The organism is Acidovorax sp. Leaf160, from assembly GCF_001424265.1.
Classification (GTDB): domain Bacteria; phylum Pseudomonadota; class Gammaproteobacteria; order Burkholderiales; family Burkholderiaceae_C; genus Paracidovorax.
The window spans coordinates 195,855-221,303 of the sequence record NZ_LMOV01000024.1 but is presented as its reverse complement, the minus strand read 5'-3'; the positions used below and the strand labels follow the sequence as shown (position 1 = coordinate 221,303).

The window sequence follows — 25,449 nt, the reverse complement described above, 5'->3', positions numbered from 1 at the left end:
CGGTCCCATGGCCCGTATCCCATTGCAGTAACTGCGTTTCGCGCTATAGAAACGATAGCTGAACACGAGGCAGGTCGCCGACCCGGATCGTGTGGGCAGCCGCGAAGGCGGGTGCGGCACCGCGCGCCACCGCCCGAGGTGCCCCGGAAAGCCCGCGCTGTTCGGCCCATTCGACAGCGCGGGGCGCCTTAGGATTTCGTCCATGCTTTTCCGACCACGCGCGCGGGCCGTCGCCCGTCTTCCCCTCTCCGCAGCCCTGGCTGCTGCCGCTTCGCTGGCGGCCTTCGGCGCGCTCACCGGCTGCGTCGCACCGCCGCAGGACCTGCCGGTGCCGGTGGCGCACGCGCCGTCCACCCAGAAGACGGCGGCGGCGACCCAGCACTGGGAGGCGCTGGCCGCCGATGTGGCCGCGCAGGTCGCCGACCGGCTGCGCGAATGGCCTGCGGGCGAGCATCCGATGCAGGTGGTGCTGGCGGAGGGAGATTCCGGTTTCGGGCGCGGCTTCACACAACTGGTGGTCACCCGGCTGGTGGAGCGCGGGGTGGCCGTCACCACCGAGAAGGGGCCGCTGCAGCTGCAGATCTTCACGCAACTGGTGCAGCACCATGCGGGCGCCGCTCCCGTGTCCCAGGGGCCCTGGGTGGCCGATGGCGTGCGGCCCGACCGGGTGCCCGCCGTGTGGCCGACGCCCGATCTGGCGGGCGGGCCGCTGCGCACCGAGGTGCTGGTGACGACGTCGCTCGAACGCGAGCAGCGCATTCTGGCGCGCACGTCCGGCGTCGTCTCCATCGCCCAGGACGACGCGGCGCTGTATCAATCCCGCGCGCCCTTGCCGGCACCGGCGCCGGCGCCGGTCATGCGCACCTGGAGGGTGGTGCCATGAACTGGAACCCTTCCAGCCGCCCGGCAGCCGTCGATGCGCCCCGTCGCCGGCTGCTGAGCGCCGCGCTCGCGGTGACGGCTCTGGCCACGCTGGGTGGCACGGGCTGCGCGCGCTATTACTACGGCAGCGCAGCGCCATCCGGTCCGTTCGATCTGGTCGAAGCCAACTACCGCGCTGCCGACGTGCTGCTGCAGACGGCTCCGCTCGATCCAGCCTTGCCGGTGCTGGTCGCCACCATCGTGCAGGTCGACCGGCTGGGTGAGTCTTCGCGTCTGGGCCGCGTCATCACGGAACACGTCTCCGGCCGGCTGGCGCAGCGCGGCGTGCGCGTGACCGAACTGAAATTGCGCGAGACGCTGGCGATGCGCCCGAGCCAGGGCGAGTTGCTGCTCTCGCGCGAAGCCCGCGAAGTGACCCAGGCGCAATCCGCCCAGGCCGTGGTGGTGGGCACCTACGCCGTGTCGAGCGGATCGGTGTTCGTCAGCCTGAAACTGGTCAATCCCATCGGCAACACCGTGCTGGCGGCCTGCGACTACGCGCTGCCGATGGATCCCACGGTGCGCGGGCTGGTGATGGCGCAGTGATGCCCGTCGCGCCTGGCCGGGTGGCGCCGACGGGATGGCGTGAGCGGCCCTGCCGATGGCTGAAGGGGTAGCGCGCCATGCAGAAGGGGCCCTTGAGGCCCCTTGTCTTTTCGGCGACGGTCGTTGACCGGCTCCCCGCTGGTTCAGTGCAGCATCAGCGCGCCTGCGCTCTTGCTCTTGCCGGCGCGGGCGGGCGGGTTGCACAGGCCGCACACGTAGCCGCGGTTTTCATACAGCTCGGTGACGAACTGGCCGCTGCATTGAGTGCACTGCGTGCGGGTCAGCATGCCGGCATCGACGAACTTGACCAGGCGCCAGGCGCGGGTGAAAGACAGCAGCGGCTCGATGCCGGCGGTCTCGACCTGCTCGTTGTAGAGGCGGTAGGCCTTGGTCAGCAGTTCCACCGCATCCAGGTCCACGCCCTTGGACAGGTATTCGTAGATGTTCAGGAACAGCGACGAGTGGATGTTTTCCTGCCAGGTCAGGAACCAGTCGGTCGAGAAGGGCAGCTGGCCCTTGGAAGGCGACTTGCCGGCGATCTCCTTGTAGAGGCGGATCAGCCGCTCATAGGACAGCGTGGTTTCCGACTCCAGCACCTGCATGCGCGCGCCCATCTGGATCAGCAGCGCGGCGCGCTCGATCTGCTTGGACTCGTTCAGAACGCTCTTGACGGGTGCGGACATGGCGGGCTTTCTCGGGGGATTCGGTGGAGGGCGGGCGATGCGGTGGGGCCGTGAAGCAGTGCGTCAGAGCACTTCCGACACGCGGCTGGCCATCAGGATGTTGGCGTGCAGGGCGTTGGTCGCTTCGTTGCCCACCTTGCGGGGCGTGTTGTGGTTGGTCAGCAGGCTCCACACCAGGTTGTCGTCCATGCGGAAGCTGCACAGCAGGGTGTTGCGGGAAGCCAACTTGAGCACCTGCGCCGAAGACAGCGAAGCCAGCAGATCGGCCGAGTCTTCGTTCATGCCCAGACGGAACACCGCCTCCGCCTTGTCCTGGCGGATCAGCGTCTGGGCCAGCATCAGGTAAGTGAGGTTGGCTTCGCGGATTTCAGCGAGAAGTTGTTCGGAGGTCATGTCCAATCCTTTTTTCCAGTACCCGGTGGGCGTTGCATGCGGTCTGCATGTGTTGCCCGATCCGTTGAAATGGATTGTGAATTCGGCCCAAACAAAAATTAAGTCGGGGCCTCGCTGCGCGTGGTGTCTGGTCGGCACGCCGGCGTTGTAAGAATTTGCCTTACAAGACTGTCTGGCCGTGTGCCTGCAGTTCCCGTCCGCAGGTGCCGTTTCCCCTCAGCGGCCGGCGTCGGGGGGGCTCAGCGGCCCTGCTGTCGCGGCCGGGGCCGTGTCGCGCACGCAGGGAATGGGCCGCCCGACTGTTACATATCGGCGGTCCTCCGAAAGGCCGGGCAACTGTCTATTTCCGCGGTCTTATCGACCCGTTCGCAGTGCTTCAAAAATGCTAGCGATTCCTGCCCGCCTGCTGGCGCTGGGCGCGGGCAAAAAAAAACGGGCCGAAGCCCGTTGCGTTAAGGGTGAAGCGCGGGGGGCGGCAGCAGCGCGGCCGGCCCCACCACCCTCAGTCCTCTTCGCCCATCTGCGACTGCAGATAGTTCTGCACGCCCACCTTGCCGAGCAGGTCGATCTGCGTTTCGAGGAAGTCGATGTGCTCCTCCGTGTCATCGAGAATGCCCTGCAGCAGGTCGCGCGAGACATAGTCGCGCACCGTCTCGCAATGGGCGATGCCGGCCTTGATGGTGGCTTGTGCGCCCAGTTCGGAGCGCAGGTCGCATTCCAGGATTTCTGGCACGTCCTCGCCGACCTGGAGCTTGGCCAGGTCCTGCAGGTTCGGCAGGCCATCCAGCATGAAGATGCGGTCCATCAGCTTGTCGGCATGCTTCATCTCGCCGATCGACTCGTCGTATTCCTTCTTGGCCAGGCGGTCGAACCCCCAGTGCTTCAGCATGCGGTAGTGCAGGAAGTACTGGTTGATCGCCGTCAGTTCGTTCTTCAGTTGCGCCTGCAGGTGCGCAATGACTTGTTCGTCGCCTTTCATAGGGCTCTCCTCTTGCTTCTATCGATTTATGAACGGCGCCATTGTCGTGCCCCCTGGCCGGGCGGCACAAGGCATGCCCCCGTGCGGCGTTCTGCGTGCGTGTGATGCTGAGTCGCTTTCTCGTTCACCGGCTGCGACGCGGCGGGTAATCATCCATCGTCCTCGGCATTTGATAGCAATAGACAATCAGATTAATGGTTTCAATTAATTGGATCGATTGGTTGTTTGCCTCTAGACTTCAGTCTTGTTCTTACCAACCGCTTCACTCTTAAAGGAAAAAGCAATGTCCCTGATCAATACGCAAGTGCAGCCCTTCAAGACCACCGCCTTCGTGAACCGCGACGGCAAGGGCGACTTCGTCGAACTGACCGAAGCCGACCTGAAGGGCAAGTGGTCGGTCCTGATCTTCATGCCTGCCGCCTTCACCTTCAACTGCCCCACCGAAATCGAAGACGCGGCCGACAACTACGCTGAATTCCAGAAGGCCGGCGCCGAGGTGTATATCGTCACGACCGACACGCACTTCTCGCACAAGGTCTGGCACGAAACCTCCGACGCCGTCGGCAAGGCCAAGTTCCCTCTGGTGGGCGACCCCACGCACCAGCTGACCAAGGCATTTGGCGTGCACATCGACGAAGAAGGCCTGGCACTGCGCGGCACGTTCGTGATCAACCCCGATGGCGTGATCAAGACGCTGGAAATCCACTCCAACGAAATCGCCCGTGACGTGTCGGAAACCCTGCGCAAGCTCAAGGCTGCCCAGTTCACCGCCGCCAACCCTGGCCAGGTCTGCCCCGCCAAGTGGAAGGAAGGCGCCAAGACGCTGACGCCTTCCCTGGATCTGGTCGGCAAGATCTAAGCGCCCAACAGCGCGATCCGGGAGCGCCTCGCGCGCTTCCCAGGCCGGACTTTGGCAAGCGCGCCCCCGCGCGCCTTGCCGTCCGGCTTTTTTTCGCCCGTCTTTTCAGCGTTTCCTGCCTTTTTTGGGGCTCGCAGCGCTCTCCATCTACAACTCGAAATACCTCAGGACACCGCCATGCTCGACGACCAACTCAAATCCCAACTTTCCGCCTACCTGGAACGCGTGACGCAGTCGTTCGAGATCGTGGCGTCGCTGGACGACAGCGAAACCTCGGCCCAGACCCGCGAGCTGCTGGAGACCGTCCAGTCGCTGCGCAGCGACAAGATCAGCCTGCGCACCGACGGCAACGACGCCCGCAAGCCGTCCTTCACGCTGCAGCGCGCCGGCACCCAGACCAGCCTGCGCTTCGCCGGCCTGCCGCTGGGCCATGAATTCACCTCGCTGGTGCTGGCGCTGCTGTGGACCGGCGGCCACCCGCCGAAGGTCGAGCAGGACGTGATCGAGCAGGTGCAGGCCCTGGACGGCGACTTCGACTTCGAGGTCTACATGAGCCTCACCTGCCACAACTGCCCGGACGTGGTGCAGGCGATGTCCCTCATGGCCATCCTCAACCCCCGCATCAAGACCACCATCATCGAAGGCGGCGCCTTCCAGCAGGAAGTCACCGATCGCGAAATCATGGCCGTGCCCATGGTGTTCATGAACGGCAAGGTGTTCGGCTCGGGCCGCATGAGCATCGAGGAAGTCGTGGCCAAGCTCGACACCGGCGCCGCCCAGCGCGAGGCGGCCAAGCTGTCGGCCAAGGCGCCCTACGACGTGCTGATCGTCGGCGGCGGCCCGGCCGGCGCGGCAGCCGCGGTGTACGCGGCGCGCAAGGGCATCCGCACCGGCATTGCGGCCGAGCGCTTCGGCGGCCAGGTCAACGACACGCTGGACATCGAGAACTACATCTCGATCAGCAAGACGGACGGCCCCAAGTTCGCTGCCGCGCTGGAGCAGCACGTGCGCGACTACGAGGTCGATCTGATGAACCTGCAGCGCGCCCGCGCCCTCACGCCCGCCGCCACCGAAGGCGGCCTGATCGAGATCGAGCTGGACAACGGCGGCAAGCTGCAGTCGCGCTCGGTCATCATCTCCACCGGCGCCCGGTGGCGCAACATGAACGTGCCCGGCGAAGAGCAGTACCGCACCAAGGGCGTGACCTACTGCCCGCACTGCGACGGCCCGCTCTTCAAGGGCAAGGCGGTGGCGGTGATCGGCGGCGGCAACTCCGGCGTGGAGGCGGCCATCGACCTGGCCGGCGTGGTGCGCCATGTGACGGTGCTGGAATTCGCCGGTGAACTGAAGGCCGACGCGGTGCTGCAGCGCAAGCTGCGCAGCCTGCCGAACGTGGATGTGATCCTGAACGCCCAGACCACCGAGGTGAATGGCGACGGCAACCGCGTCACCGGCCTCAGCTACAAGGACCGCACGACCGACGAGCTCAAGCAGCTGGCGCTGGAAGGCATCTTCGTGCAGATCGGCCTGCTGCCCAACACCGACTGGCTCAAGGGCACGGTCGAGCTGTCGCGCTTCGGCGAGATCGTGGTGGATTCGCATGGCCGCACCAACGTGCCGGGCGTGTTCGCTGCCGGCGACTGCACCACGGTGCCGTACAAGCAGATCATCATCGCGGCCGGCGACGGTGCCAAGGCGGCGCTGGGCGCTTTCGACCACCTGATTCGCACATCCGCACCGGCTTGAGGTGAAATACGCCTCCAGCGCTTGTGAATCAAGCGCTGGTAGCTATAAAAAAAGGAGCATTCGGAAGAACGCTCCTTTTTTTTCTTTCACGGCCGGTGCTGCTTTCAGTCGGGCGCCGGAGCCGGCCCGCCGGCCCAGCCGCCGCCCAGCGCCTTGTAGAGCGTGATCCGGTTGGCCTGCTCGGCCAGTTGCAGCGAGATCTGCGTCTGCTGCGCGGTGTAGAGCGTTCGCTGGGCGTCCAGCACGGCCAGATAGCTGTCGGCGCCCAGCCGGAAGCGGCCCACCGACAGGTCGAGCGCGCGTTGTGTCGCGTCGACCAGCGATGCCTGCGCGGCGATGCGCTCCTGCAGCGTGGCACGGTCGGCCAGCGCGTCGGCCACTTCGCGGAAGGCCGTCTGGATGGACTTGTCGTACTGCGCGATGGCGGTGTCGCGCGCCACCTGCGCCACCTGCAGGTTGGCCTGGTTCAGGCCGGCGGTGAAGATCGGCAGGCGGATCTGCGGCGCGAAGCTCCAGGTGCGGTTGCCCCCATCGAACAGGCCCGACAGCGCATTGCTGGCGGTGCCCACGGAGCCGGTGAGCGTGATCGACGGGAAGAACGCCGCCCGCGCCGCGCCGATGCTGGCGTAGCTGCCGCGCAGCGCATATTCGGCCGCCTGCACGTCGGGGCGGCGCAGCAGCACGGTGGCCGGCAGGTCGGCGGGCACCGCCAGCAGGGCGGTGGCGGGCGGGGGCGGCGGGGCCAGCGGTGCGCTGCTGGTGGTGCGCAGCGTGTCGCCGGGCGATCCGGTGGCTGCGGCGGCGGGCGCCGGGTCTGTGGCTTCGGCGGCGGCCACGCTGTCCGGCAGCAGTGCGGGCGGCACCGGCGCGCCGGCCAGCAGGGCCAGCACGTTGCGGTCGCGCGCCACCTGGGCGGCGTAGGTCGCCACATCCACGCGGGCCGAATCGACCGTGGTCTGGGTCTGCGCGAGGGTCAAGCCCGAGACGCCGCCCAGCGCGTGGGCCTGGCGGGTCACGTCCAGCGACTGCTGGCGGGTGCGCAGCGTTTCCCGCGCCAGGCGCAGGCGTCGAGCGTCGGCGTCCAACGTGAGCCAGGCATTGGCCACGTCGGCGATGAGGCTGAGTTCCACGCTGCGGCGGCTCTCGGCCGTGCGCAGGAATTCCTGCAGCGCCGCATCGTTCAGGTTGCGCACCCGGCCGAAGAAGTCGATCTCGTAGCTGGCGAAGCCCAGTTGCGCGCTGTACTGCTCGGTGGTGTTGGAGCGGCCAGCGGTGGTCAGGTCGTCCGCCGTGCGGCTGCGGCTGCCGCCCGCGGTGGCGTTGACCTGCGGCAGCAGGCCCGCCTGCTGGATGCCGTACTGCGCCCGCGCCCGTTCGATGGCCAGCAGCGCCACGCGCAGGTCGCGGTTGTTGGCGAGCGACAGCGCGATCACGTCGGCCAGCCGGCGCTCCTGCACGAAGGCGCGCCAGTCCATCGGCCCGGCATCCTGCCCCAGCGGCACGGCGCCGGGGTCGTTGACGGCCGCCGTGCCCACCGCCGGCCGGGGAGCATCGGCCAGGGTCGGGGGCACCGGCAGGGCCGGCGTCTGGTAGGAAGGCGCCAGGTTCACGCAGCCGGCCAGCAGCACGGCGATGGCGGCCGAGACGGCACCGGCGGCGCGGGTGGGGAAAGACAGCAGGGCGGTGCTCATGCGGCGGCTCCCGGTGCGGGCGCGTGCGCGGCGGGGCCGGACGGCGGTGGCGGTGGCGACTTGCGCTGGGTGAAGAAGCTGCGGATCAGCACGAAGAACACCGGCACGAAGAAGATGCCCAGCACCGTGGCCGAGATCATGCCGCCCAGCACGGCGGTGCCGATAGCCTGGCGGCCGCCGGCGCCCGCGCCGGTGCCGATCGCCAGCGGCAGCACGCCGAAGCCGAAGGCGAGCGACGTCATCAGGATGGGCCGCAGCCGAAGCCGCACGGCCTCCAGCGTGGCGTCGATCACGCCCTTGCCGGCCGCCTGCAGCTGCGTGGCGAACTCCACGATCAGAATGGCATTCTTCGACGCCAACCCCACGGTGGTGAGCAGCCCGACCTGGAAATAGACGTCGTTGGACAGGCCCCGGATGCCGATGCCCAGCAGCGCGCCGACGATGCCCAGCGGCACCACCAGGATCACCGAGAACGGCACCGACCAGCTCTCATAGAGCGCGGCCAGGCATAGAAACACGAAGAGGATGGAGACGGCATAGAGCAGCGGCGCCTGCGAACCCGAGAGCCGCTCCTGGTAGGAGGCGCCCGTCCATTCGTAGCCAATGCCGGCGGGCAGCTCCTTCATCACTTGGTCCACCGCGTCCATCGCGGCGCCGGAGCTCACGCCCGTGGCCGCGTCGCCCACGAACTCGTAGCTGGGGCTGCCGTTGTAGCGCTGCAGCTGCGGCGAGCCGTAGGTCCAATACGTGCTGGAGAAGGCCGAGAACGGCACCATCTGGCCCTGGTTGTTGCGCACCGTCCAGGGCGCGATGTCCTGCGGCAGCATGCGGTAGGGCGCGTCGCCCTGCATGTAGACCCGCTTGACGCGGCCCTTGTTCAGGAAGTCGTTCACGTAGGTGCCGCCGATGGCGCTCGACAGCGTGCTGTTGATGTCGCCGGTGGCCAGGCCCAGCGCGCCCGCCTTGGCGTCGTCGATGGTCACGCCCAGCTGCGAGGTGTCGTCCGGGTTGTTGCTGCGCACGTTCGACAGCTCGGTGCGCTGCCCGGCCAGCTGCAGCACCTTGTCGCGCGCGGCCACCAGCGCCTCGTGGCCCACGCTGTTGATGTCCTTCAGCTGGAAGTTGAAGCCCGCGTTGGCGCCCAGGCCGCGCACGGCCGGCGGCAATATGACGAAGATCCGCGCATCGCGGATCGCCCGCAGGTCGGCCGTCGCCTTGCGGGCGATGGCATCGGCGCTCTGCGATGCGAGCGGGCGCTCGCTCCAGTCCTTCAGGCGCACGAAGCCGCGCGCCGAGCTCTGGTCGCCGTTGGAGCCGGTGATGGAGTTGAAGCTCACCACGTCCGGCTGCGCGGCGAAGTATTTCTGCACCTCGCCCATCACGGCCTGCAGCCGGGTGTTGGACGAGCCGGCCGGCAGCGTGATCTGCACCTGCACGGCGCCCTGGTCTTCGTTGGGCAAAAAGGCGGTGGGCAGGCGCATGAACAGCACCGCCATGCCGCCCACGATGAGCGCGTAGACGACCATCATGCGGCCACCGCGCCGCACGATGCGGCCCACGCCGCGCTGGTAGCCGTCGGCGGTGCGGTCGAAGCGGCGGTTGAAGCCGGTGAAGAACCGGTCCACCCAGCCCAGCGGCCCGCGCCGGGGCGCCGCGCCGTGCGGGCTGTGCGACCCCTTTTCGATGGGTTTGAGCAGCGTGGCGCAAAGCGCTGGCGTGAGCGTGAGCGCCACCAGCACCGAGAACACCATCGCCGACACGATGGTGATGGAGAACTGCCGGTAGATCACGCCCGTGGAGCCGCCGAAGAACGCCATCGGAATGAACACCGCCGACAGCGTGAGCGCGATGCCCACCAACGCGGGCGTGATCTCGGCCATGGACTTGCGCGTCGCCTCCTTGGGCGGCAGTCCTTCTTCGCTCATCACGCGCTCGACGTTCTCCACCACCACGATGGCGTCGTCCACCAGCAGGCCGATGGCCAGCACCATGGCGAACATGGTCAGCGTGTTGATCGAATAGCCGGCCGCGGCCAGCACGCCGAAGGTGCCCAGCAGCACCACGGGCACGGCGATGGCGGGGATCAGCGTGGCGCGGAAATTCTGCAAGAAGAGGTACATCACCAGCACCACGAGGATCATGGCCTCGACCAGCGCCTTGACCACCTCCTCGATGGAGGCCTTCACGAACGGCGTGGTGTCGTAGCTGGTGAAGGGCTTGAGCTGGTAGGGAAAGAACGGCTGCAGCTCGGCGATCTTGGCGTTCACCGCCTCGGCCACGGCCATGGCGTTGGCGCCGTCGGCCAGCACCACGCCCATGCCCGCGCCGGGCTGGCCGTTCAGGCGCGAGGTGATGGTGAGGTTTTCCGCGCCCAGCTCGATGCGGGCCACGTCCTTCAGGCGCACCACCGCGCCATCGGTCGCCACCTTGAGCACGATGTTCTCGAACTGCTCGCGCGTCTGCAGCTTGCTGCGCGCGGTGATGGTGGCGTTGAGCTGCTGCTGGCCCACGGCGGGCAGGGCGCCCAGCTGGCCGGCCGACACCTGCGCGTTCTGCGCGTTGATGGCGTTGCCCACGTCGGAGGGCATGAGCGCGAATTTCTCCAGCTTGGCCGGGTCCATCCACACCCGCATGGCGTAGGGCGTGCCCAGCGTGGCCACGTCGCCCACCCCGTCGATGCGGCTGACCACGTCCACCAGGCTGCTGGAGATGTAGTCGCCGATGTCCACCTGCGTGACCGACGGGTCGGGCGAGGTGAAGGTGACGATCATCAGGTAGTCGTTGCCGCCCTTGGTGACGGTGACGCCCCGGCTCTGCACGGCCGGCGGCAGGCGGGACATGGCCTGCTGCAGCTTGTTCTGCACCTGCACCTGGGCCACGTCGATGTTGGTGCCCGCGTTGAAGGTGAGCGTGGTGCGCGAGCCGCCCGACGCATCGCTGGTCGAGCCCATGTAGATCAGGTTGTCCAGCCCCTTGAGTTGCTGCTCGATCACCTGCGTGACCGATTCCTCCACCGTCTTGGCCGAGGCGCCCGTGTAGGTGGCGCTGATCGAAACGCGGGGCGGCGCGATGTCGGGGTACTGCTCCAGCGGCAGCTGGCGGATGGACATGGCCCCCGCCAGCATGATGACGATGGCGATCACCCACGCGAAGATGGGCCGGTTGATGAAGAACTGTGCCATGGGCGCGTCCTGCGGTCAGCGCGCCGCAGCCGAACTGGCGGGCGTGGCCGCAGCGGCCGGTGCGGACGAGGCGGGAGCCGCTGGGGCGGCGCCCTGGCCCTGCGGGCGGGCGGGCCCCTGGCCTTGCGGCTGGACCTGGACTTCCACCGGCTGCACCGTGTCGCCCACCTTCACCCGCTGCAGGCCGTCCACCAGCACCCGCTCGCCCGTCTGGATGCCGCCCGTGGCCAGCCAGCGGTTGCCCACGGCGTCGCCCACCTGGATGCGGCGGCGCTCGACCTTGTTCTCGGCGCCCACCAGCAGCACGCTGGCATTGCCCGCCGCATCGCGCGTCACGCCCTGCTGGGGCACCAGCAGCGCCTGCTCGTTCACGCCGGCCTGCAGCACGGCGCGCACGTACATGCCGGGCATCAGCAGCCCGTCGGGGTTGGGAATGACGGCGCGCAGCGTGATGGCGCCCGTGGTCGGGTTCACGTTCACGCCGCTGAACTGCAGCCGGCCCGGGTGCGGGTAGGGGCTGCCGTCTTCCAGCAGCACCGTGATGCGCGCGTCGCCCCCGTCCATCTTCTGGAACCGGCCCTGGGCCATGTCGCGCTTCAGGCGTAGCACCTCGGTGGTGGACTGGGTCACGTCCACATAGAGCGGGTCGATCTGCGAGATGGTGGTGAGCGCGGCGGTCTGGTTGGCCGTGACCAGCGCGCCCGGCGTGACGGTGGAGGTGGTCGTGCGCCCGCTGATGGGGGCCTTGATGCGCGTGTAGCCCACGTTGATCCGGGCGTTCTCCACGGCGGCGGTGGCCACTGCCAGGTCCGACTGGGCCTGCGCCAGCAGCGCCTGGCTGTCGTCATAGACTTGGCGACTGATGGCGTCGATCTTCACCAGCTCGGCATTGCGGCGGGCGTTGTTCTGTGCCGTGGCGACGGCGGAGCGGGCCTTGGCCTGCGCGGCCTGGGCGCTGCCCAGCGCCACCTCGAAGGGCGAGGCATCGAGCTGGTAGAGCACCTGCCCGGCCTTGACCTGGGCGCCTTCGGTGAAGAGGCGCTTTTGCACGATGCCGCCCACCTGCGGCCGGATCTCGGCGCTGAGGAACGCCGTGGTGCGGCCCGGCAGCTCGGTGGTGACGGTCTGGCGCTCCGGCTTCAGGGTGACCACGCCCACCTGCACCGGCCCCCGCGGGGCGGGCTTCTGCGCTGCCTTGTCCGAGCAGGCGGCCAGCCCCAGCAGGGCGCCCGCCGCCAGCAGCGTGGCCGTGGCCAGCCGCCAGCGCGGCAGCTCGAGTGCGGGGGCGGCGGCAGGCGTGGGGAGCGGGAAGGCGGGTTGCGCGGGGCGCGTGTCGGTGCGAAGGCGGGAAGGCAGAGTCATCGGGCGGGCGCAATCCGGATCGGGGGTGGGGTGCGCGCATTCTGCCGGTCAATATGGGAGAAAGGTTGAAGCGCCCACGGCGCGGTCGGGCAGTCCGGCCGGCCGGGCGCGGCGGTGATGTAATCGGGCCGCGCGCAGCCTGCCCCAAGCGCAGCCCGCCCGGTGACCCGGCGGGCGGGCGGGTGCCGCACCTGCTTTCTTCTTCCATCCGTTTGCATCGTTGCCCCACCCCTGCCCGTGACCTTTCCCTGGCGTCGCTTCCAGCCCGGCATCACCGCCCGCCTGTTCCTGGCCGTGCTGTCGACGGCCGTGTTCGTGGTGATCGCCATGGGCGCGGCCGCGCAGTGGAGCTTCAGCCGGGGATTCCTGGGGTATCTGAACCAGTCGGCCGGCGAGCGCCTGGAAGCCGCCCGCCCGCGCATCGTGCAGGCCTATGTGGCCGAGGGCGGCAGCTGGGACTTCCTGCGGGGGGAGCGTTCGCGCTGGTTCAAGCTGCTGCGCCCGGTGGCCGACCCGGAGGCGCCCCTGGCCGCCGGCCCGGCCGCGCCGCCCCTGTCCGACCTGACCGGCGCCGCCCTGCGCACCACCTTGCTGGACGAAGACATGCGCTTCGTCGTGGGCTATGCCGATTTCCACACCGACTCGCCGCGCTGGCCCCTGCTGGTGCAGGGACGCACCGTGGGCTGGATCACCACCGCGCCGTTCGAGAGCGTGAGCGCGGCCGGCGACGTGCGCTTCGCCGCCAGCCAGTACCGCGCCAGCTGGACGATGGGCGCCGTCTCGGTGGTGCTGGCTGCGCTGATCGCCCTCTGGGCGGCGCGCACGCTGCTGCGCCCCCTGCGCGCCGTGGCCGCCGCCACCCACCGCCTGGCGGCGGGCGACTACGCCACCCGGGTGCCGGTGCAGTCGCGCGACGAGGTGGGCCAGCTGGCGTCGAACTTCAACCGGCTGGCGCTGACGCTGGAGCGCAATGAACAAATGCGGCGCGACTTCATGGCCGACATCTCGCACGAGCTGCGCACCCCGCTGGGCGTGCTCCACGGCGAACTGGAGGCGATGGAAGACGGCGTGCGCCCGCTCACCCGCGCATCGGTGCAGTCGCTGCAGGCCGAGGTGGCCACCCTCAACAAGCTGGTCAGCGACCTGTACGACCTGTCGCTGGCCGAGGCTGGCGCCATGACGTACCGGCACACACCGCTGGACCTGGCCGAGCTGCTGCAGGCCAGCGCCACCGCCTACCGGGCACGGCTGGCGGGTGCCGGGGTCGCGCTGGAAATGCGGCTGGCCGCCGAGGCGCTGGTGGTGTCCGGCGACGCCCGGCGCCTGCACCAGCTGTTCGGCAACCTGCTGGAGAACGCGGCGCGCTACACCGACGCGGGCGGCACGCTGCGCATCGAGGCCGCCTGCGAGGCCGGCGGCTGGGTGCGCATCGCCTTCAGCGATTCGGCGCCCGGCGTGGCGGCGCAGCACCTGCCGCGCCTTTTCGACCGTTTCTACCGGGTGGATGCGTCCCGCAGCCGGGCCAGCGGCGGCGCCGGCCTGGGCCTGGCCATCTGCCGCCGCATCGCCGAGGCGCACCACGGGCGCATCGAGGCCGCGCAGTCGCCCCTGGGCGGGCTGTGTGTCACGGTGCGTTTGCCGGCGACGAAAGGCCTGGCCGACGAGCAGGCCGCAGCGCCGGGTGAGGGCGCTGCATGAGCCCCGTGAGCACGGCCGCTGCCGCAGCGCTGCCCGCGCACATCCTGATCGTGGAGGACGAGCCCAAGATGGCCGCGCTGGTGATGGACTACCTGCGCGCCGCCGGCCACCGGGCCGAGTGGCTGCACGACGGCCGCGACGCCGTGCCCTACGTGCGCGACCACCAGCCCGACCTGGTGCTGCTGGATTTGATGCTGCCCGGCCGCGACGGCCTGGAAGTGTGCCGCGAGCTGCGCACCTTCAGCGACGTGCCCGTGGTGATGCTCACCGCCCGCGTGGAAGAGGCCGACCGGCTGGCCGGCCTGGAATGCGGTGCCGACGACTACATCTGCAAGACTCCTTTCAGCCCCCGCGAGATCGTCGCGCGCATCAAGGCCATCCTGCGGCGCAGCCGGATCGCCGCACCCGTCGCCGCCCCTGTCGACGCACCAATCGCCGGGGCGGGCACCGCATCGGCCGCCCCGCCGGGGCCGGTGCTGCGCGTGGACGTGGAGAGCTACCGTGCCTACTTCCAGGGCGCGCTGCTCGATTTGACGCCGGTCGAGTTCCGCCTGCTGCGCACGCTGGCCTCGGCGCCCGGCCACGTGTTCTCGCGCGACGTGCTGCTGACGCGGCTGCACCACGACCACCGCGCCGTGACCGACCGCGCGGTGGACAGCCACGTCAAGAACCTGCGCCGCAAGCTCGCGCAGATCGACCCCGGCTGCGACCCCATCCGCGCCGTGTACGGCGTCGGATTCCGGCTCGATCTCTGACACCGGCCGCCGCAGGGACGTGCGAGAGTGAGCGCATGAACTTCCAGAACGTCCTCGACGAGATCAACGCCGAACTGCGGCCCGAAATGGGCCAGGCCGGCAAGGTGGCCGACTACATCCCCGCGCTCGGCCGCGTGCCGGCCGAGCGCCTGGGCATCGCGCTGCGCACCTGCGACGGGCGCGAGGCCGCCAGCGGCGACAGCACCGAGATGTTCTCCATCCAGAGTCTGTCCAAGGTGTTCTCGCTCACGCTGGCCATGAAGGCGCTGGGCGAGGAGCTGTGGAAGCGCATCGGCCGCGAGCCTTCCGGCACGGCATTCAATTCGCTGATCCAGCTGGAGCTGGAGGAAGGCATGCCGCGCAACCCCTTCATCAATGCCGGCGCCATCGCCGTGGCGGACCGGTTGGTGAGCCTGGGCGATGCGCCCGAGATGATTCTGGAATTCCTGCAGAGCCTGTGTGGCGAGCCCATCGCCATCGACCCCGAGGTGGCGGATTCGGAAGCCGCCAACGGCCACCGCAACCTGGCCCTGGCGCACTTCATGAAGAGCTTCGGCAAGATCGACAACCCGGTGTCGCAGGTGCTGGATGCCTACTTCCACCAGTGCGCCATCCGCATGAACTGCGTGCAACTGGCCCGCGCAGCCGCATACCTGTGCTGCAACGGCCTGCACCCGCTGCATGGCGAGCCCGTGGTCACCGACCGGCAGGCGCGCCGCATCAACGCGCTGATGCTGACCTGCGGCACCTATGACGCAGCGGGCGAGTTCGCCTTCCGCGTGGGGCTGCCCTGCAAGAGCGGCGTGGGCGGCGGCGTGGTCGCCATCCTGCCGGACGAGCTCACCCTCTGCGTGTGGTCGCCCGCGCTGGACGACAGCGGCAACTCGGAGCTGGGCATGCGCGCTCTGGAGCTGTTCGTGGCGAAGACCGGGTTGTCCGTGTTCTGACGCAGGGCCAGGAGGCTGCTGGACGCCGCCGGACGCTGAAGGACGCCGCACGACGCACGGCGCCGTGTGCGGTGACGGGCGGCCCGGCTGCGGCATTGCGATCCTCCCGGTCCGCACCGCTCCCTTTCCGCACGTGTCGCGCACGGTCTCGCTTGGGTGCGGGGGTGGACTTGATCTAGATCAAGATTCTTGCAAGCCGATGCTTCGCCCGCAGGAAAATGCTTTCATGTGCGTTGATCGGCTCTTAACATGCGTTGAAACCGTGTGTGCGAACCGGTAGCGCCGGATCCGCACCTTCTTGCCAACCCATGGCCGGCGCACCCCGACATCGGGCAGTGTCCAGTGGCCAGGACGGGGTACCCCTGTGCGCATCAATCTACCGGTCACTGCCCGTGAATACGCGTTTCCGCGCGGAGAAACGCTGGTTTCCACCACCGATCTGCAGGGCCGCCTGCTCTACTGCAACCCGATGTTCATCGAGGTGAGCGGCTATGCGCGCGAGGAACTGCTGGGCCAGCCCCACAACATGATCCGCCACCCCGACATGCCCGAGGAGGCGTTTCGCGACCTGTGGACCACCATTTCGGCGGGCTTGCCGTGGTCCGCCGCCGTCAAGAACCGGCGCGCCGATGGCGACTTCTATTGGGTGATGGCGAACGTCACGCCGCTGATGGAGGGCGGCCGGCCCGTGGGCTACATGTCGGTTCGCACGGAAGCCTCACGCGAGCAGATTCAGGCGGCAGAGGCGCTCTACGCACGCATGCGTGCTGAGAAGGAGGCCGGCCAGCGCATCCACACCCTGCGCGCTGGCCGGCTGGTGCGGCGCACTGGGATGGGGCGGCTGCAGCAGGCGCTGAACCTGGGCCTGGGCGCCCGCCTCGCAGCCGGCTTCGCGGCCGTGTTCGGCGCGTGCGGGGCGGCGTCGGTCGCGGGTGGGCAGACGCTTGATGCAGGCGCCGTGGCGGCGTGGCTGGGCGCGCTCATCGTCACCGTGGGCGCATTCGTCTATGCGCAGCGCGTGGCCGTGGCGCCGCTGGGCCAGCTGGTGCACGCCGCCAACCGCATCGCGGCGGGCGATCTGACGCAGTGCATCCAGGTCACGCGGCCCGACCTGATGGGCGACCTGCAGAAGGCGCTGGCGCAGCTGAACGTGAACCTGCTGTCCATCGTGCGCGATGCGCGCCAGGAAAGCGAGAAGATGCGCGCTGCCACGCAGGAGATCGCCGCCGGCAACCTCGACCTGTCCGCGCGCACCGAGACGCAGGCCAGCAATCTGGAGGAGACTGCCGCGTCGATGGAGGAGATCACCGGCACCGTGAAGCAGACGGTGGATGCGGCGCGGCACGCCAGCCAGCTGGCGGCGCAGGCTACCGGGATGGCCGAGCGCACCAGCGATGCCGTCAACGGCGTGGCGGCCACCATGCAGCAGATCCAGGCAGCGTCGGGGCGGATCAGCGAGATCACGCAGTTGATCGACAGCATCGCTTTCCAGACCAACATCCTGGCGCTGAACGCAGCCGTGGAAGCAGCCCGCGCCGGCGAGCAGGGCCGCGGCTTTGCGGTAGTGGCGCAGGAAGTGCGCAGCCTGTCGCACCGCACGCTGACGGCCGCCAGGGAAATTCGCGCGCTGATCGACGATTCGGCCGCCCAGGTGGAAGAGGGCCATCGCAAGACCGACGGCGCACAGGCCACCATGGCCGAGTCGCTGGGCCTGGTGCGCAACGTCAGCGCGCTGATCGGCGAGATCCACGGCGCAGCGAACGAGCAGCTCTCGGGCATCTCCCAGGTGAACGCCGCCGTGGCGCACCTGGACACCATCACCCAGCAAAACGCCTCGTTGGTCGAGCACAGCGCGGGCCTGGCCACCCAACTGCAGAGCCAGGCGCAGACAGTGACCGAGACCGTGCAGGTGTTCCGCATCGCAGCGGGTGCCCCGGCCGCAGCGCCACGCGATGCCGTGGCGCTGCGCCGAGCGATGAAGCACCAGCGCACCGGGGCCCACGCGCAGGCTTCGCCGGGACAGGGGCCGAGGGCCGTGTGAAGGCAGTGGGGCCTTCGCGGAGGGCTGCCGGCCAAGCGAGGTTGGCCATGGCAACAGAGCGGTCCATCCAGCGGTCCATCTGAATGATCAACAATCCTGTCACCGCGCAGGCTGGCTGCTCACTCTGTGGTCGACGGCAGGCGCTGGCACCTAACATGGTGCAACGCGCCCGTCCGGGCTGCGACAACTTGCTGTCTTGAAGGACGACTCATGAGCACTTCCCACACCTCTCTGGCCGACCAGCTGTTTTCGCAATTGCAGGGTGCACCCCTGCAGCAGATCGCCCAGAAGCTCGGCACCAGCCCCGAACAGACGCAGAGCGCCGTGACCGCCGCGCTGCCCTTGCTGCTGGGTGCGCTCGGCCGCAACGCCGAGCAGCCGGGGGGAGCGCAGGCCCTCTTCGGCGCACTGCAGCGCGATCATGCCGCCCCGGCATCGACCTCGCCCTCGGCATCCATGGCCGCCGGCTCGCCCGGCGGGTTCCATCTGGGCGGACTGCTCGAGTCGGTGCTGGGCGGCGGCCAATCGGGTGGCAGCGCATCGGGCGAGGGCGCCGACATCCTCGGTCACATCTTCGGCCACCAGCGCGGCCAGGCCGAGGCCGGCCTGGGCCAGGCCACTGGCCTCGGCGCCAACGCCGGCCAGCTGCTGCAATTGCTGGCGCCGATCGTCATGTCGTTCCTGGCCCAGCGTGTGGCTTCGGGCGGCATGGACGCTGGCTCCCTGGGCGACACGCTGGGCCGCGAGCGCGCGCAGGCCCAGCAGCAGGGGGGGCTGGGCGGCGGTGTGCTGGGCAGCCTGCTCGACCAGAACGGCGACGGCAAGGTCGATCTGGGCGACCTGCTCAAGGTGGGTGGCAGCCTGCTGGGCGGGCGCCGCTGAAGGGTTGCCAGCACGCCCCCGTTGGGCACACACTGGGGGCGACAGCTGTTTTTGTCCACCACCATTCCACGGAGGCGCCCCATGACGACCGTCGCAGAAATCCTCGGCTCCAAGAGCTCGACCCAGGTTCACACCGTCACCCCCGCCGATTCGGTGCTGCACGCCCTGCAACTCATGGCGCGCCAGGGCATCGGGGCGCTGCTGGTGATGGAGGGCGACCGCATCGCCGGCATCTTCACGGAGCGCGACTACGCCCGCAAGGTGGCGCTGCAGGGGCGTACCTCGGGTGATACCAGTGTGCGGGACGTGATGACGAGTGCGGTGCGCTTCGTGCGGCCGGGTCAGAGCACCGAGCACTGCATGGCCGTGATGACCGAAAACCGGCTGCGCCACCTGCCCGTGGTGGATGAAGCGGGCGAGCTCGCGGGCATCGTCTCCATCGGCGATTTGGTCAAGCAAATCATGTCAGAGCAGCAATTCATCATCGAGCAGATGGAGCAGTACATCACCGGGCGGGCGTGAGCCCCGGGGCGTGGGCCACCGGATCTCTGCCACCTGCAGGCATTTACAGCGTGATGACCTGCCGGGGGCGCTGGCGGGCGCCCGGCGCCAAGGAGGCTCCCCAGCCCGCCAGTCCGGGGCCTACTTCTTAGACTGGGTGCGGCAGGGGCGGGGTTGACGGATCGGCTTCTTCGAGAAGCCACATCCAGCGCCAGCTGGTCGTCAACGGAGAACTGCTGGCCCGCTAAGGCGATGCGCCCGAAAGCGAAGACCCGCTGGCGAATGCAGGCGAGCTGCCAAAATAAGTGAGCACGGCGGAGTCCGGCTAAACGCGGCACAGCTCAAGCTCAAGCGAGCCAACCTCCAACCCAACGCCTACACCGTCGTAGGCGGAGAAACACAAGCGCGCTGCGGAGAAGTCTCGCCTGCCGTGGGCATCGCCATCGGTGCGCAGGACAACTTCAGCTGGAAGAGCGTAGCCCTCTCCGCCATTGGCGGTGGGATATCCGGCGGCACGGGAATTGGGCTCCGCTAGGCGAAGCCACAACCACAGGCACGGCCGTCGGTAACGCCATGATCCGGGCCACGGTCGGCAGCATCGCTAGCCAGGGCATCGGCGTGTCGCCGAGCTGCAAAGCAGCTGCAACTGGCAATCTGTGGCCGCCTCTGCTGTGAGCGCCGGGGTGGGGCAGGCCGTGGGCGGAGCGTTCGGGATGAACGATGCGGACTTCAGCCAGCGGAGCTTTGGCGAGAAGTTTGGCGCTCGATTGTTCACGGGCTTGGCAGCGGGCACGGCGGTGGGCGTGTGGCGATCCAGCAGGTGGCCACCGATGCGTTTGGTCAGGCTTTGGGCAGTTCGCTTGCGGCGGCCTCCATCAATACATCTACGGCGGAGAAACCATCTTCCGCCTCACCGCCAACCCGGCCGACATCGGCGGGTAACAAAACCTCTACGACCACCCGAGGAACAGCCCCAACGGCCGCCGTCTCCACCTGACCCTGCCGCATCTACGGAAAGTCGATCACCGCCTTGCGGCATGGCGAGTCCACCGCACCCTCGGCCGATTCGCCCCGGCTGCGCGGATGCGCGGAACGTTCGCCCCCGGCACCTCGCCGACCTCCCGCACTGCTTGTGAGTCCCCTCCCTTGATCGGGAGAGCTTCCGGATCCTGGGGTCCGTCAGATGTCACAAGTTGTAATCGACATGTCACGCGCCAAATCGACACTCCCGGCATCTGTTGACCTTCCGTGAGTGACCCCATGACCGTTCGTTCCCGCATTGCCCTGCTCATCGCGCTGGCGCTGGCCGCGCTGTGTGCCATTGGCGGATTCGCGCTTTATCAGTCCGCCCAGGGCGCCCTGCAGGTCAAGCGGGTGACCGAGGGCGTGGTGCCCAGCGCGATCTATTCGGTCGAGCTGATGGGCCAGCTCAAGGATGTGCAGATCGCCGCGCTGAACATGGTCGGCGCGCCCGACCGCGCCACGGCCGAGGCCATGCACCAGCAGGTGGCCGAGCGCAAGACCGCGTTGCGCAATGCGCTCGACGCTCAGCGCCGCAGCGCCGACAGCGACGCCCAGCGCGGCCTCATCAAGGAGGCCGAGATGAGCCTGGATAACTACTTCGCCGCCATCGACGACACGGCCCGGTTCAAGCTGGCCGGCCAGCAGGAAGCCGCCGAGGCCTACATGGCTGCCACCGTGGACCAGTACCTGCGCGAGCAGGGCCAGGTGATCGAGGCGGTGCAGGTGGAGCGTCGCCGCAGCAAGGACGAAGCCATCGGCGCCTTGAACGCGCAGATGGAGCGCACCACCGGCATGCTGCTGCTGGTGGCGGGCGTGAGCGTCATCGGACTGGGCGCGGCGGGTTGGATGCTCTACCGCCAGATCGTGCGCCCGATCGGCGAGATGCAGCAGAAGATGACCGAGATCGCCAGCAGCCAGGACTTTTCCCACCGCGTGCCCGTGGCCCGCATGGACGAGATCGGCCGCTCGCTCACCGCCTTCAATGCGATGGTCGCACGCATCGAGGAAAGCTCCGAGCTGGTGCGCCAGAAGACGGCCGACATCCAGGCGATGCTGCAGACGCTCCCGCAGGGCATCCTGACGCTGGAGGCGGGCCGGCGCATCCACCCCGAGTATTCGGCGCACCTGTCCACCCTGCTGGAGCGGCAGGACCTGGCCGGCCGCACGCTGGACGGGGTGCTGATCGACCGCTGCGAGGGCAGCGCCGATGCACGCGCCCAGGCGGAGGCCGCCATCGACGCCTGCCTCGGCGAGGACGAGATGAACTTCGCCTTCAACGCGCACCTGCTGCCGCGGGAGCTGTGCCTGGTGTGCGACGGCGGACGTCGCAAGACGATCGAGCTGGACTGGTCGCCCATCACCGCCGCGAGCGGCACGGTGGAGCGCCTGCTGGTCAGCCTGCGCGACGTGACCGAACTGCGTGAGCTGGCGCGCGATGCCCAGGCCCGCCGGCAGGAGCTGGCCATGGTGGGCGAGCTGCTGGCCGTGCCGCCCGAGAAATTCCGGGCGTTCGCACAGTCCGCCTCCGTTCTGCTGCGCGAAGGCCGCGCCCTGGTGGCGGCGCTGCCGCAGGACCGTGCCGGCGCCGTGGCCGCCCTGTTCCGGGGCATGCACACCATCAAGGGCAATGCCCGTACCTATGGCCTGCCGGGCGTGGCCGACGCAGCGCACGCGGCCGAGCAGCGCTACGCCGCCCTGCGGGACGATCTTTCGGGTTGGGACGAGGCCGCGCTGGCGGCCGACATCGGCGCCGTCGAGCAGGCGCTGCAGGGCTACGTGCGGTTGAACGACGAGACCCTGGGCCGGGGCGAGGCGGCGGGCGGCGGCAGCGACGACGCGGTGCGCATGACCCGGGAGCGGGTGGAGGGCCTGTGCGACACCCTCGGGGCCGTGCTGCGGCAGGGCGACTGGCCGCAGGAACACCGCCTGCGCCTGGAACAGGTCGCCCACGCGCTGGCGCATCCGGGTGCGGCCCGCGTCGACGAGATCTTCGGCGCAGTGTGCGCGGCGCTGCCCGAGCTGGCCCGCGACCTGGGCAAGGACGCGCCCCATGCGGAATGCACCGGCGCACGCGTGCTGGTGCGCGCCGAGGCGAGCGAGGTGCTGCGCGATGCCTTCGTCCACCTGCTGCGCAACGCCATGGACCACGGCATCGAGCCGCCGCCCGAGCGTGCAGCCAAGGGCAAGGCTGGGCGCGGCCGCATCACCGCGCAGACCTGCGTCGAGGGCGGCGAGGTGGTCGTGCGGCTGCAGGACGACGGGCGGGGACTCGATCTGGCGCGCATCCACGACAAGGCGCTCGCCCAGGGGCTGCTCGGGCCGGACGACGCCCCCAGCGCCGACGCCCTGGCGCAGATGATCTTCGCGCCGGGCTTTTCCACCGCTGCCGAGGTGACCACCGTGTCGGGCCGCGGGGTCGGCATGGACGCGGTCAAGGCCTTCATCGAAGCGTTGCACGGGCAGGTCACGGTGGTGGTCGAGCCGGACGCCCCGGTGTACGCCACGCCGTTCGCGACCGTCATCCGCCTGCCGCTGCACTGGACGATCAGTGTCCAGGGCCACCGGGGCGCCCTGGGGGAGGCCGCGTGATGGACGGCGGATGGACCGGGATGTACTTCGCCCTGGGGGCCGGCTTCGTTCTGGGCGCCGCCATGGCGACCCTGCTGGCGTGGCGCGTCGCGCGCACGCGTGCGCGGCGGGCCGCGGCGGTGCATGCCGAGGAAGCGGGCCGCCTGGCCTCGGCGCTGGAATCGGCGCTGCGCGAGAGCGCTTGCGCGCAGGCGGACCTGGACCGGGCGCAGGCCGGCTGGAACGAAGAGCGTGAACACTGGCAGGGCGCCGCCGCGGCGTGGGATGCGCACCAGCAGAGCAGCGCGCTGCGGGCGCAGGAAGCGCTGCGCGCGCAGGCGGCGCCCGCGTTGCAGCACATCCACACCCAGGGCCGGTCGTTGCAGGAACTGCAGGGCATCGGCAAGACCTTCGAGCGCTGGCACGCCGACATGAGCGCGCTGGTGCAGCACAACCGCACCATGCACGACAAGAACGACGAGTTCGCCCGCATCGTGCGGCAGATGGTGATCGTGGCGTTGAATGCCTCCATCGAGGCGGCCCGCGCCGGCGCGCAGGGGCGCGGCTTCAACGTGGTGGCGGGCGAGATGCGCGAACTCTCGGCGCGCGCCGAGGCGCTCTCGCGCGAGTACCGGGACAGCCTCTATGCCAACGACCTGATCGCCACCACCACCTTCCAGGACATGCAGGCCGGGGGCAAGATGGTCGTCAACGCCGCCATGGGCCTGCAGATGACCAACGGGCGCATCCAGGCCGCGCTGGAGGCGGTGGCATGACGGCCACGGCGGGCAAGTCCCGCTTCGCCATACCGCGCCTGCTCAGCCAGCGCGCCTGCGACAGCCTGGACGGCATGATGGTGTCGGGCCTGCGGCAAAGCCTGGCCGGCGGCGACGTCGGCGCGGCCATCGACGTGGTCGATACCGTGCCGCCGGGCGTCGCCACGCACATGGCGGTGCTGTCGATTGCATCGTTTCCGTTCCGGCTGAACACCGCGCTGCACTTCGCCCGCACCGACGCCCTGCTGGCCTGGGCCGCGGAGCGCAGCGGTATCGGCGACGGCATCGGCGAGGGGGGCGGGTCGATCAACGAGCAGCAGTTCATCGACGTGATCTGCGAGATCGGCAACCTGTGCTGCGGCTCCATCAACCGCGACCTGGGCGAGTTCCAGTCCTTCCTGGGGCTGTCGACCCCGCAGATCCTCGATGCGCGCTGCCTGCCGCACTTCGTGCGCGACGGGGCCGAGCACCTGCGCCACTTCCGCGTTCAGGTACGGCCGGGCCTCGCGCTCCACGCCTCGCTGTGCGCGCGGGCCTATCTGCCGCTGGACTTTCACTGGAGCGGCTCGCCCGTGCAAGCGGCGGTGGAGTCGGGCGAGATGGAGATGTTCTAGCCGGCGGGCCGGCGGCGCCTGAGCGCGTGCAGCAAGGCGGTCGGGGCCGCGTAGGGCCAAGGGGAGGGGGAACGCGGCTGGCTGTGTGCCCGGCGTGCTCCCGGCCTCGCCTGCGCCTTTCTTCTCCTGTTTTTCTCTCTCTCTCTCTCACGCACCCATTTTTCTCTCTCCGATGCCGAACGGACAACCACCCATGGAAACCACCGCACCCGTGATCGAACCGGCCCCATCCGATGCCCCCGCGCCGCCCGGCGCCGCCATGCCCGAGCCAGCCGCGCTGGTCAGCAAGGTGTTGGTCATCGAGACCGACGGCGATGCGCTCGCCCGCATCCGCGCCTTCTGCGAAGCCCACGGCCTGCAGGGCCACAAGGTCCATCCCCTGAACGTGCCCGCGGTGCTGCGCTCGCGCATCGACCTGGGGGCCGTCTTCGTGGGCACGCAGCTGCAGGGCGCCTTGAGCGACGGCCTGGCGCTCGCCCGCGACATCGCCTGGCTGCGCCCCGAGCTGCCGATCTTCCTGCGCACGGATGGCATGCCCGAGGCCCAGGCGGGCACCGACGCCCACGCCATGCCGCGCGACGCCTCGGTGGTGCGCTACACGCTGGATGGCATCGACGCCCTGAAGACCGAGGTGGACCGCAAGATCTTCGACCGCGTCTATCCGATGTCGTTGGTCCGCACGCTCGGCGAGATGACACAGACCGCGCTGGCCAGCCAGTTCAGGGGCATGCAGGTACGGCTGGACCCGCCCTATGTGGTGCGCGACCGGCTGATCCACGGCGAGCTGTTCACGCTCATTCCCATGGAAACGCCGTGGTGCCGCGGCTTCATGACGCTGCAGACCGATGTCGCCTCGCTGCGCCGCGTGGTGGACGCCGGACGCACCGCGTTCTCGTCCGAGGAGGGCGAGGACTTCCGCAACCTCAACGCCATCCTGGGCGAGCTGACCAACCTGATCTGGGGCGCGTTCCGCAACCGCTTCGGCACCGAAGGCGCGAGCGGCTCCTTCGGGGTGCAGGTGCCCATCATCGTCAACCACCTGCACCGCTACATCAGCTTCGGCACCGAGAGCCCGCAACTGTGCTTCAAGTGCCACGTCTGGGCGCCAGACGATCCCGAGGCGACCGCCATCACCATCTACCAGCGGTTCGCCTTCAGCCTGAGCTGGGCCCCGGAGCTGTACCGCGAGAGCGAGGCACTGCTGAGCGGGTTCGTCGAATCGGGCGAGCTGGAACTGTTCTGAGCGGGCCGCCGCTTTTTCTTTGTTTGTCTTTGTCTTTGT

General features: G+C 69.1%; 20 protein-coding genes. 14 read left to right on the top strand and 6 right to left on the bottom strand.

Annotated elements, in window-relative coordinates; genetic code table 11:
- Positions 1–202 precede the first annotated feature (202 nt).
- Positions 203–883, top strand: coding sequence for a hypothetical protein (locus ASF94_RS14560; RefSeq protein ID WP_056667778.1), 681 nt, complete (start codon positions 203–205; stop codon positions 881–883).
- A complete protein-coding gene (locus ASF94_RS14555; RefSeq protein ID WP_056667775.1) occupies positions 880–1,467 on the top strand; it encodes a FlgO family outer membrane protein in 588 nt (195 codons plus the stop codon). The genes ASF94_RS14560 and ASF94_RS14555 overlap by 4 nt, the downstream gene beginning before the upstream one ends.
- Positions 1,468–1,610: 143 nt before the next feature.
- Here the strand turns inward: ASF94_RS14555 and flhC are convergent, their stop codons facing one another.
- From flhC to bfr, 3 genes are all read right to left on the bottom strand, one after another.
- Complete coding sequence (flhC, locus tag ASF94_RS14550) at positions 1,611–2,150, bottom strand: flagellar transcriptional regulator FlhC (RefSeq protein ID WP_056667771.1); 540 nt, start codon at positions 2,148–2,150, stop codon at positions 1,611–1,613.
- A gap of 63 nt (positions 2,151–2,213) precedes the next feature.
- Entirely contained in the window at positions 2,214–2,543 is a 330-nt protein-coding gene (gene flhD / locus ASF94_RS14545) for a flagellar transcriptional regulator FlhD (RefSeq protein WP_056667768.1), read from the bottom strand.
- Positions 2,544–3,045: 502 nt separating this feature from the next.
- Complete coding sequence (gene bfr / locus ASF94_RS14540) at positions 3,046–3,522, bottom strand: bacterioferritin (protein WP_056667766.1); 477 nt, start codon at positions 3,520–3,522, stop codon at positions 3,046–3,048.
- Positions 3,523–3,805: 283 nt separating this feature from the next.
- On the opposite strand from bfr, the gene ahpC reads away from it, so the two are divergent.
- Positions 3,806–4,381: an alkyl hydroperoxide reductase subunit C gene (ahpC, locus tag ASF94_RS14535; protein ID WP_056667763.1), complete on the top strand. Its 576-nt coding sequence runs from the start codon at positions 3,806–3,808 to the stop codon at positions 4,379–4,381.
- A 177-nt stretch (positions 4,382–4,558) separates the two neighbouring features.
- Entirely contained in the window at positions 4,559–6,127 is a 1,569-nt protein-coding gene (ahpF, locus tag ASF94_RS14530; protein ID WP_056667760.1) for an alkyl hydroperoxide reductase subunit F, read from the top strand.
- 104 nt (positions 6,128–6,231) lie between these two features.
- Here the strand turns inward: ahpF and ASF94_RS14525 are convergent, their stop codons facing one another.
- Genes ASF94_RS14525 through ASF94_RS14515 form a run of 3 tightly spaced genes read right to left on the bottom strand, consistent with a single transcriptional unit; the run spans position 6,232 to position 12,362 of the window.
- Positions 6,232–7,818 (bottom strand): efflux transporter outer membrane subunit, encoded by a 1,587-nt coding sequence (locus tag ASF94_RS14525; protein WP_082493311.1) that lies wholly within the window; start codon positions 7,816–7,818, stop codon positions 6,232–6,234.
- Entirely contained in the window at positions 7,815–11,000 is a 3,186-nt protein-coding gene (locus ASF94_RS14520; RefSeq protein ID WP_056667757.1) for an efflux RND transporter permease subunit, read from the bottom strand. Before ASF94_RS14520 ends, ASF94_RS14525 begins: the two co-directional genes overlap by 4 nt.
- 15 nt (positions 11,001–11,015) lie before the next feature.
- Positions 11,016–12,362, bottom strand: a complete 1,347-nt coding sequence (locus ASF94_RS14515) for an efflux RND transporter periplasmic adaptor subunit (protein WP_082493310.1) — start codon at positions 12,360–12,362, stop codon at positions 11,016–11,018.
- Positions 12,363–12,599: 237 nt separating this feature from the next.
- On the opposite strand from ASF94_RS14515, the gene baeS reads away from it, so the two are divergent.
- From baeS to ASF94_RS14465, 10 genes are all read left to right on the top strand, one after another.
- Entirely contained in the window at positions 12,600–14,060 is a 1,461-nt protein-coding gene (gene baeS / locus ASF94_RS14510; RefSeq protein WP_200933078.1) for a sensor histidine kinase efflux regulator BaeS, read from the top strand.
- On the top strand, positions 14,057–14,815 hold the full coding sequence (locus ASF94_RS14505; RefSeq protein ID WP_056667754.1) for a response regulator: 759 nt from the start codon (positions 14,057–14,059) through the stop codon (positions 14,813–14,815). Before baeS ends, ASF94_RS14505 begins: the two co-directional genes overlap by 4 nt.
- A gap of 35 nt (positions 14,816–14,850) precedes the next feature.
- Positions 14,851–15,762, top strand: coding sequence for a glutaminase (locus ASF94_RS14500; RefSeq protein ID WP_056667751.1), 912 nt, complete (start codon positions 14,851–14,853; stop codon positions 15,760–15,762).
- A gap of 364 nt (positions 15,763–16,126) precedes the next feature.
- A complete protein-coding gene (locus ASF94_RS14495; protein WP_056667748.1) occupies positions 16,127–17,803 on the top strand; it encodes a PAS domain-containing methyl-accepting chemotaxis protein in 1,677 nt (558 codons plus the stop codon).
- Positions 17,804–18,013: 210 nt separating this feature from the next.
- The gene (locus ASF94_RS14490; protein ID WP_056667744.1) at positions 18,014–18,685 is read left to right on the top strand and encodes a DUF937 domain-containing protein; all 672 of its coding nucleotides are present in this window, start codon (positions 18,014–18,016) and stop codon (positions 18,683–18,685) included.
- Positions 18,686–18,766: 81 nt separating this feature from the next.
- Positions 18,767–19,207, top strand: coding sequence for a CBS domain-containing protein (locus ASF94_RS14485; protein ID WP_056667740.1), 441 nt, complete (start codon positions 18,767–18,769; stop codon positions 19,205–19,207).
- A 1,239-nt stretch (positions 19,208–20,446) separates the two neighbouring features.
- Positions 20,447–22,798: an ATP-binding protein gene (locus ASF94_RS14480; RefSeq protein ID WP_056667738.1), complete on the top strand. Its 2,352-nt coding sequence runs from the start codon at positions 20,447–20,449 to the stop codon at positions 22,796–22,798.
- Positions 22,798–23,553, top strand: coding sequence for a methyl-accepting chemotaxis protein (locus ASF94_RS21935; protein ID WP_156382552.1), 756 nt, complete (start codon positions 22,798–22,800; stop codon positions 23,551–23,553). The genes ASF94_RS14480 and ASF94_RS21935 overlap by 1 nt, the downstream gene beginning before the upstream one ends.
- A complete protein-coding gene (locus tag ASF94_RS14470) occupies positions 23,550–24,167 on the top strand; it encodes a hypothetical protein (protein ID WP_056667732.1) in 618 nt (205 codons plus the stop codon). Before ASF94_RS21935 ends, ASF94_RS14470 begins: the two co-directional genes overlap by 4 nt.
- 193 nt (positions 24,168–24,360) lie before the next feature.
- Positions 24,361–25,410 carry a chemotaxis protein CheX gene (locus ASF94_RS14465; protein WP_082493308.1) on the top strand — a complete coding sequence of 350 codons (1,050 nt, stop codon included), beginning with the start codon at positions 24,361–24,363 and terminating at the stop codon, positions 25,408–25,410.
- Positions 25,411–25,449 lie beyond the last annotated feature (39 nt).

Excerpts from the sequence above, each read along its gene's own strand:
- flhD (WP_056667768.1), bottom strand. The coding sequence starts at position 2,543 with ATGACCTCCGAACAACTTCTCGCTGAAATCCGCGAAGCCAACCTCACT.
- ahpC (WP_056667763.1), top strand. The coding sequence starts at position 3,806 with ATGTCCCTGATCAATACGCAAGTGCAGCCCTTCAAGACCACCGCCTTC.
- ASF94_RS14490 (WP_056667744.1), top strand. The coding sequence starts at position 18,014 with ATGAGCACTTCCCACACCTCTCTGGCCGACCAGCTGTTTTCGCAATTG.
- ASF94_RS14480 (WP_056667738.1), top strand. The coding sequence starts at position 20,447 with ATGACCGTTCGTTCCCGCATTGCCCTGCTCATCGCGCTGGCGCTGGCC.
- ASF94_RS14525 (WP_082493311.1), bottom strand. The coding sequence starts at position 7,818 with ATGAGCACCGCCCTGCTGTCTTTCCCCACCCGCGCCGCCGGTGCCGTC.
- ahpF (WP_056667760.1), top strand. The coding sequence starts at position 4,559 with ATGCTCGACGACCAACTCAAATCCCAACTTTCCGCCTACCTGGAACGC.
- bfr (WP_056667766.1), bottom strand. The coding sequence starts at position 3,522 with ATGAAAGGCGACGAACAAGTCATTGCGCACCTGCAGGCGCAACTGAAG.
- ASF94_RS14520 (WP_056667757.1), bottom strand. The coding sequence starts at position 11,000 with ATGGCACAGTTCTTCATCAACCGGCCCATCTTCGCGTGGGTGATCGCC.
- ASF94_RS14560 (WP_056667778.1), top strand. The coding sequence starts at position 203 with ATGCTTTTCCGACCACGCGCGCGGGCCGTCGCCCGTCTTCCCCTCTCC.
- ASF94_RS14555 (WP_056667775.1), top strand. The coding sequence starts at position 880 with ATGAACTGGAACCCTTCCAGCCGCCCGGCAGCCGTCGATGCGCCCCGT.
- ASF94_RS14465 (WP_082493308.1), top strand. The coding sequence starts at position 24,361 with ATGGAAACCACCGCACCCGTGATCGAACCGGCCCCATCCGATGCCCCC.
- ASF94_RS14500 (WP_056667751.1), top strand. The coding sequence starts at position 14,851 with ATGAACTTCCAGAACGTCCTCGACGAGATCAACGCCGAACTGCGGCCC.
- ASF94_RS14515 (WP_082493310.1), bottom strand. The coding sequence starts at position 12,362 with ATGACTCTGCCTTCCCGCCTTCGCACCGACACGCGCCCCGCGCAACCC.
- flhC (WP_056667771.1), bottom strand. The coding sequence starts at position 2,150 with ATGTCCGCACCCGTCAAGAGCGTTCTGAACGAGTCCAAGCAGATCGAG.
- ASF94_RS14505 (WP_056667754.1), top strand. The coding sequence starts at position 14,057 with ATGAGCCCCGTGAGCACGGCCGCTGCCGCAGCGCTGCCCGCGCACATC.
- ASF94_RS14485 (WP_056667740.1), top strand. The coding sequence starts at position 18,767 with ATGACGACCGTCGCAGAAATCCTCGGCTCCAAGAGCTCGACCCAGGTT.
- ASF94_RS14470 (WP_056667732.1), top strand. The coding sequence starts at position 23,550 with ATGACGGCCACGGCGGGCAAGTCCCGCTTCGCCATACCGCGCCTGCTC.
- ASF94_RS21935 (WP_156382552.1), top strand. The coding sequence starts at position 22,798 with ATGGACGGCGGATGGACCGGGATGTACTTCGCCCTGGGGGCCGGCTTC.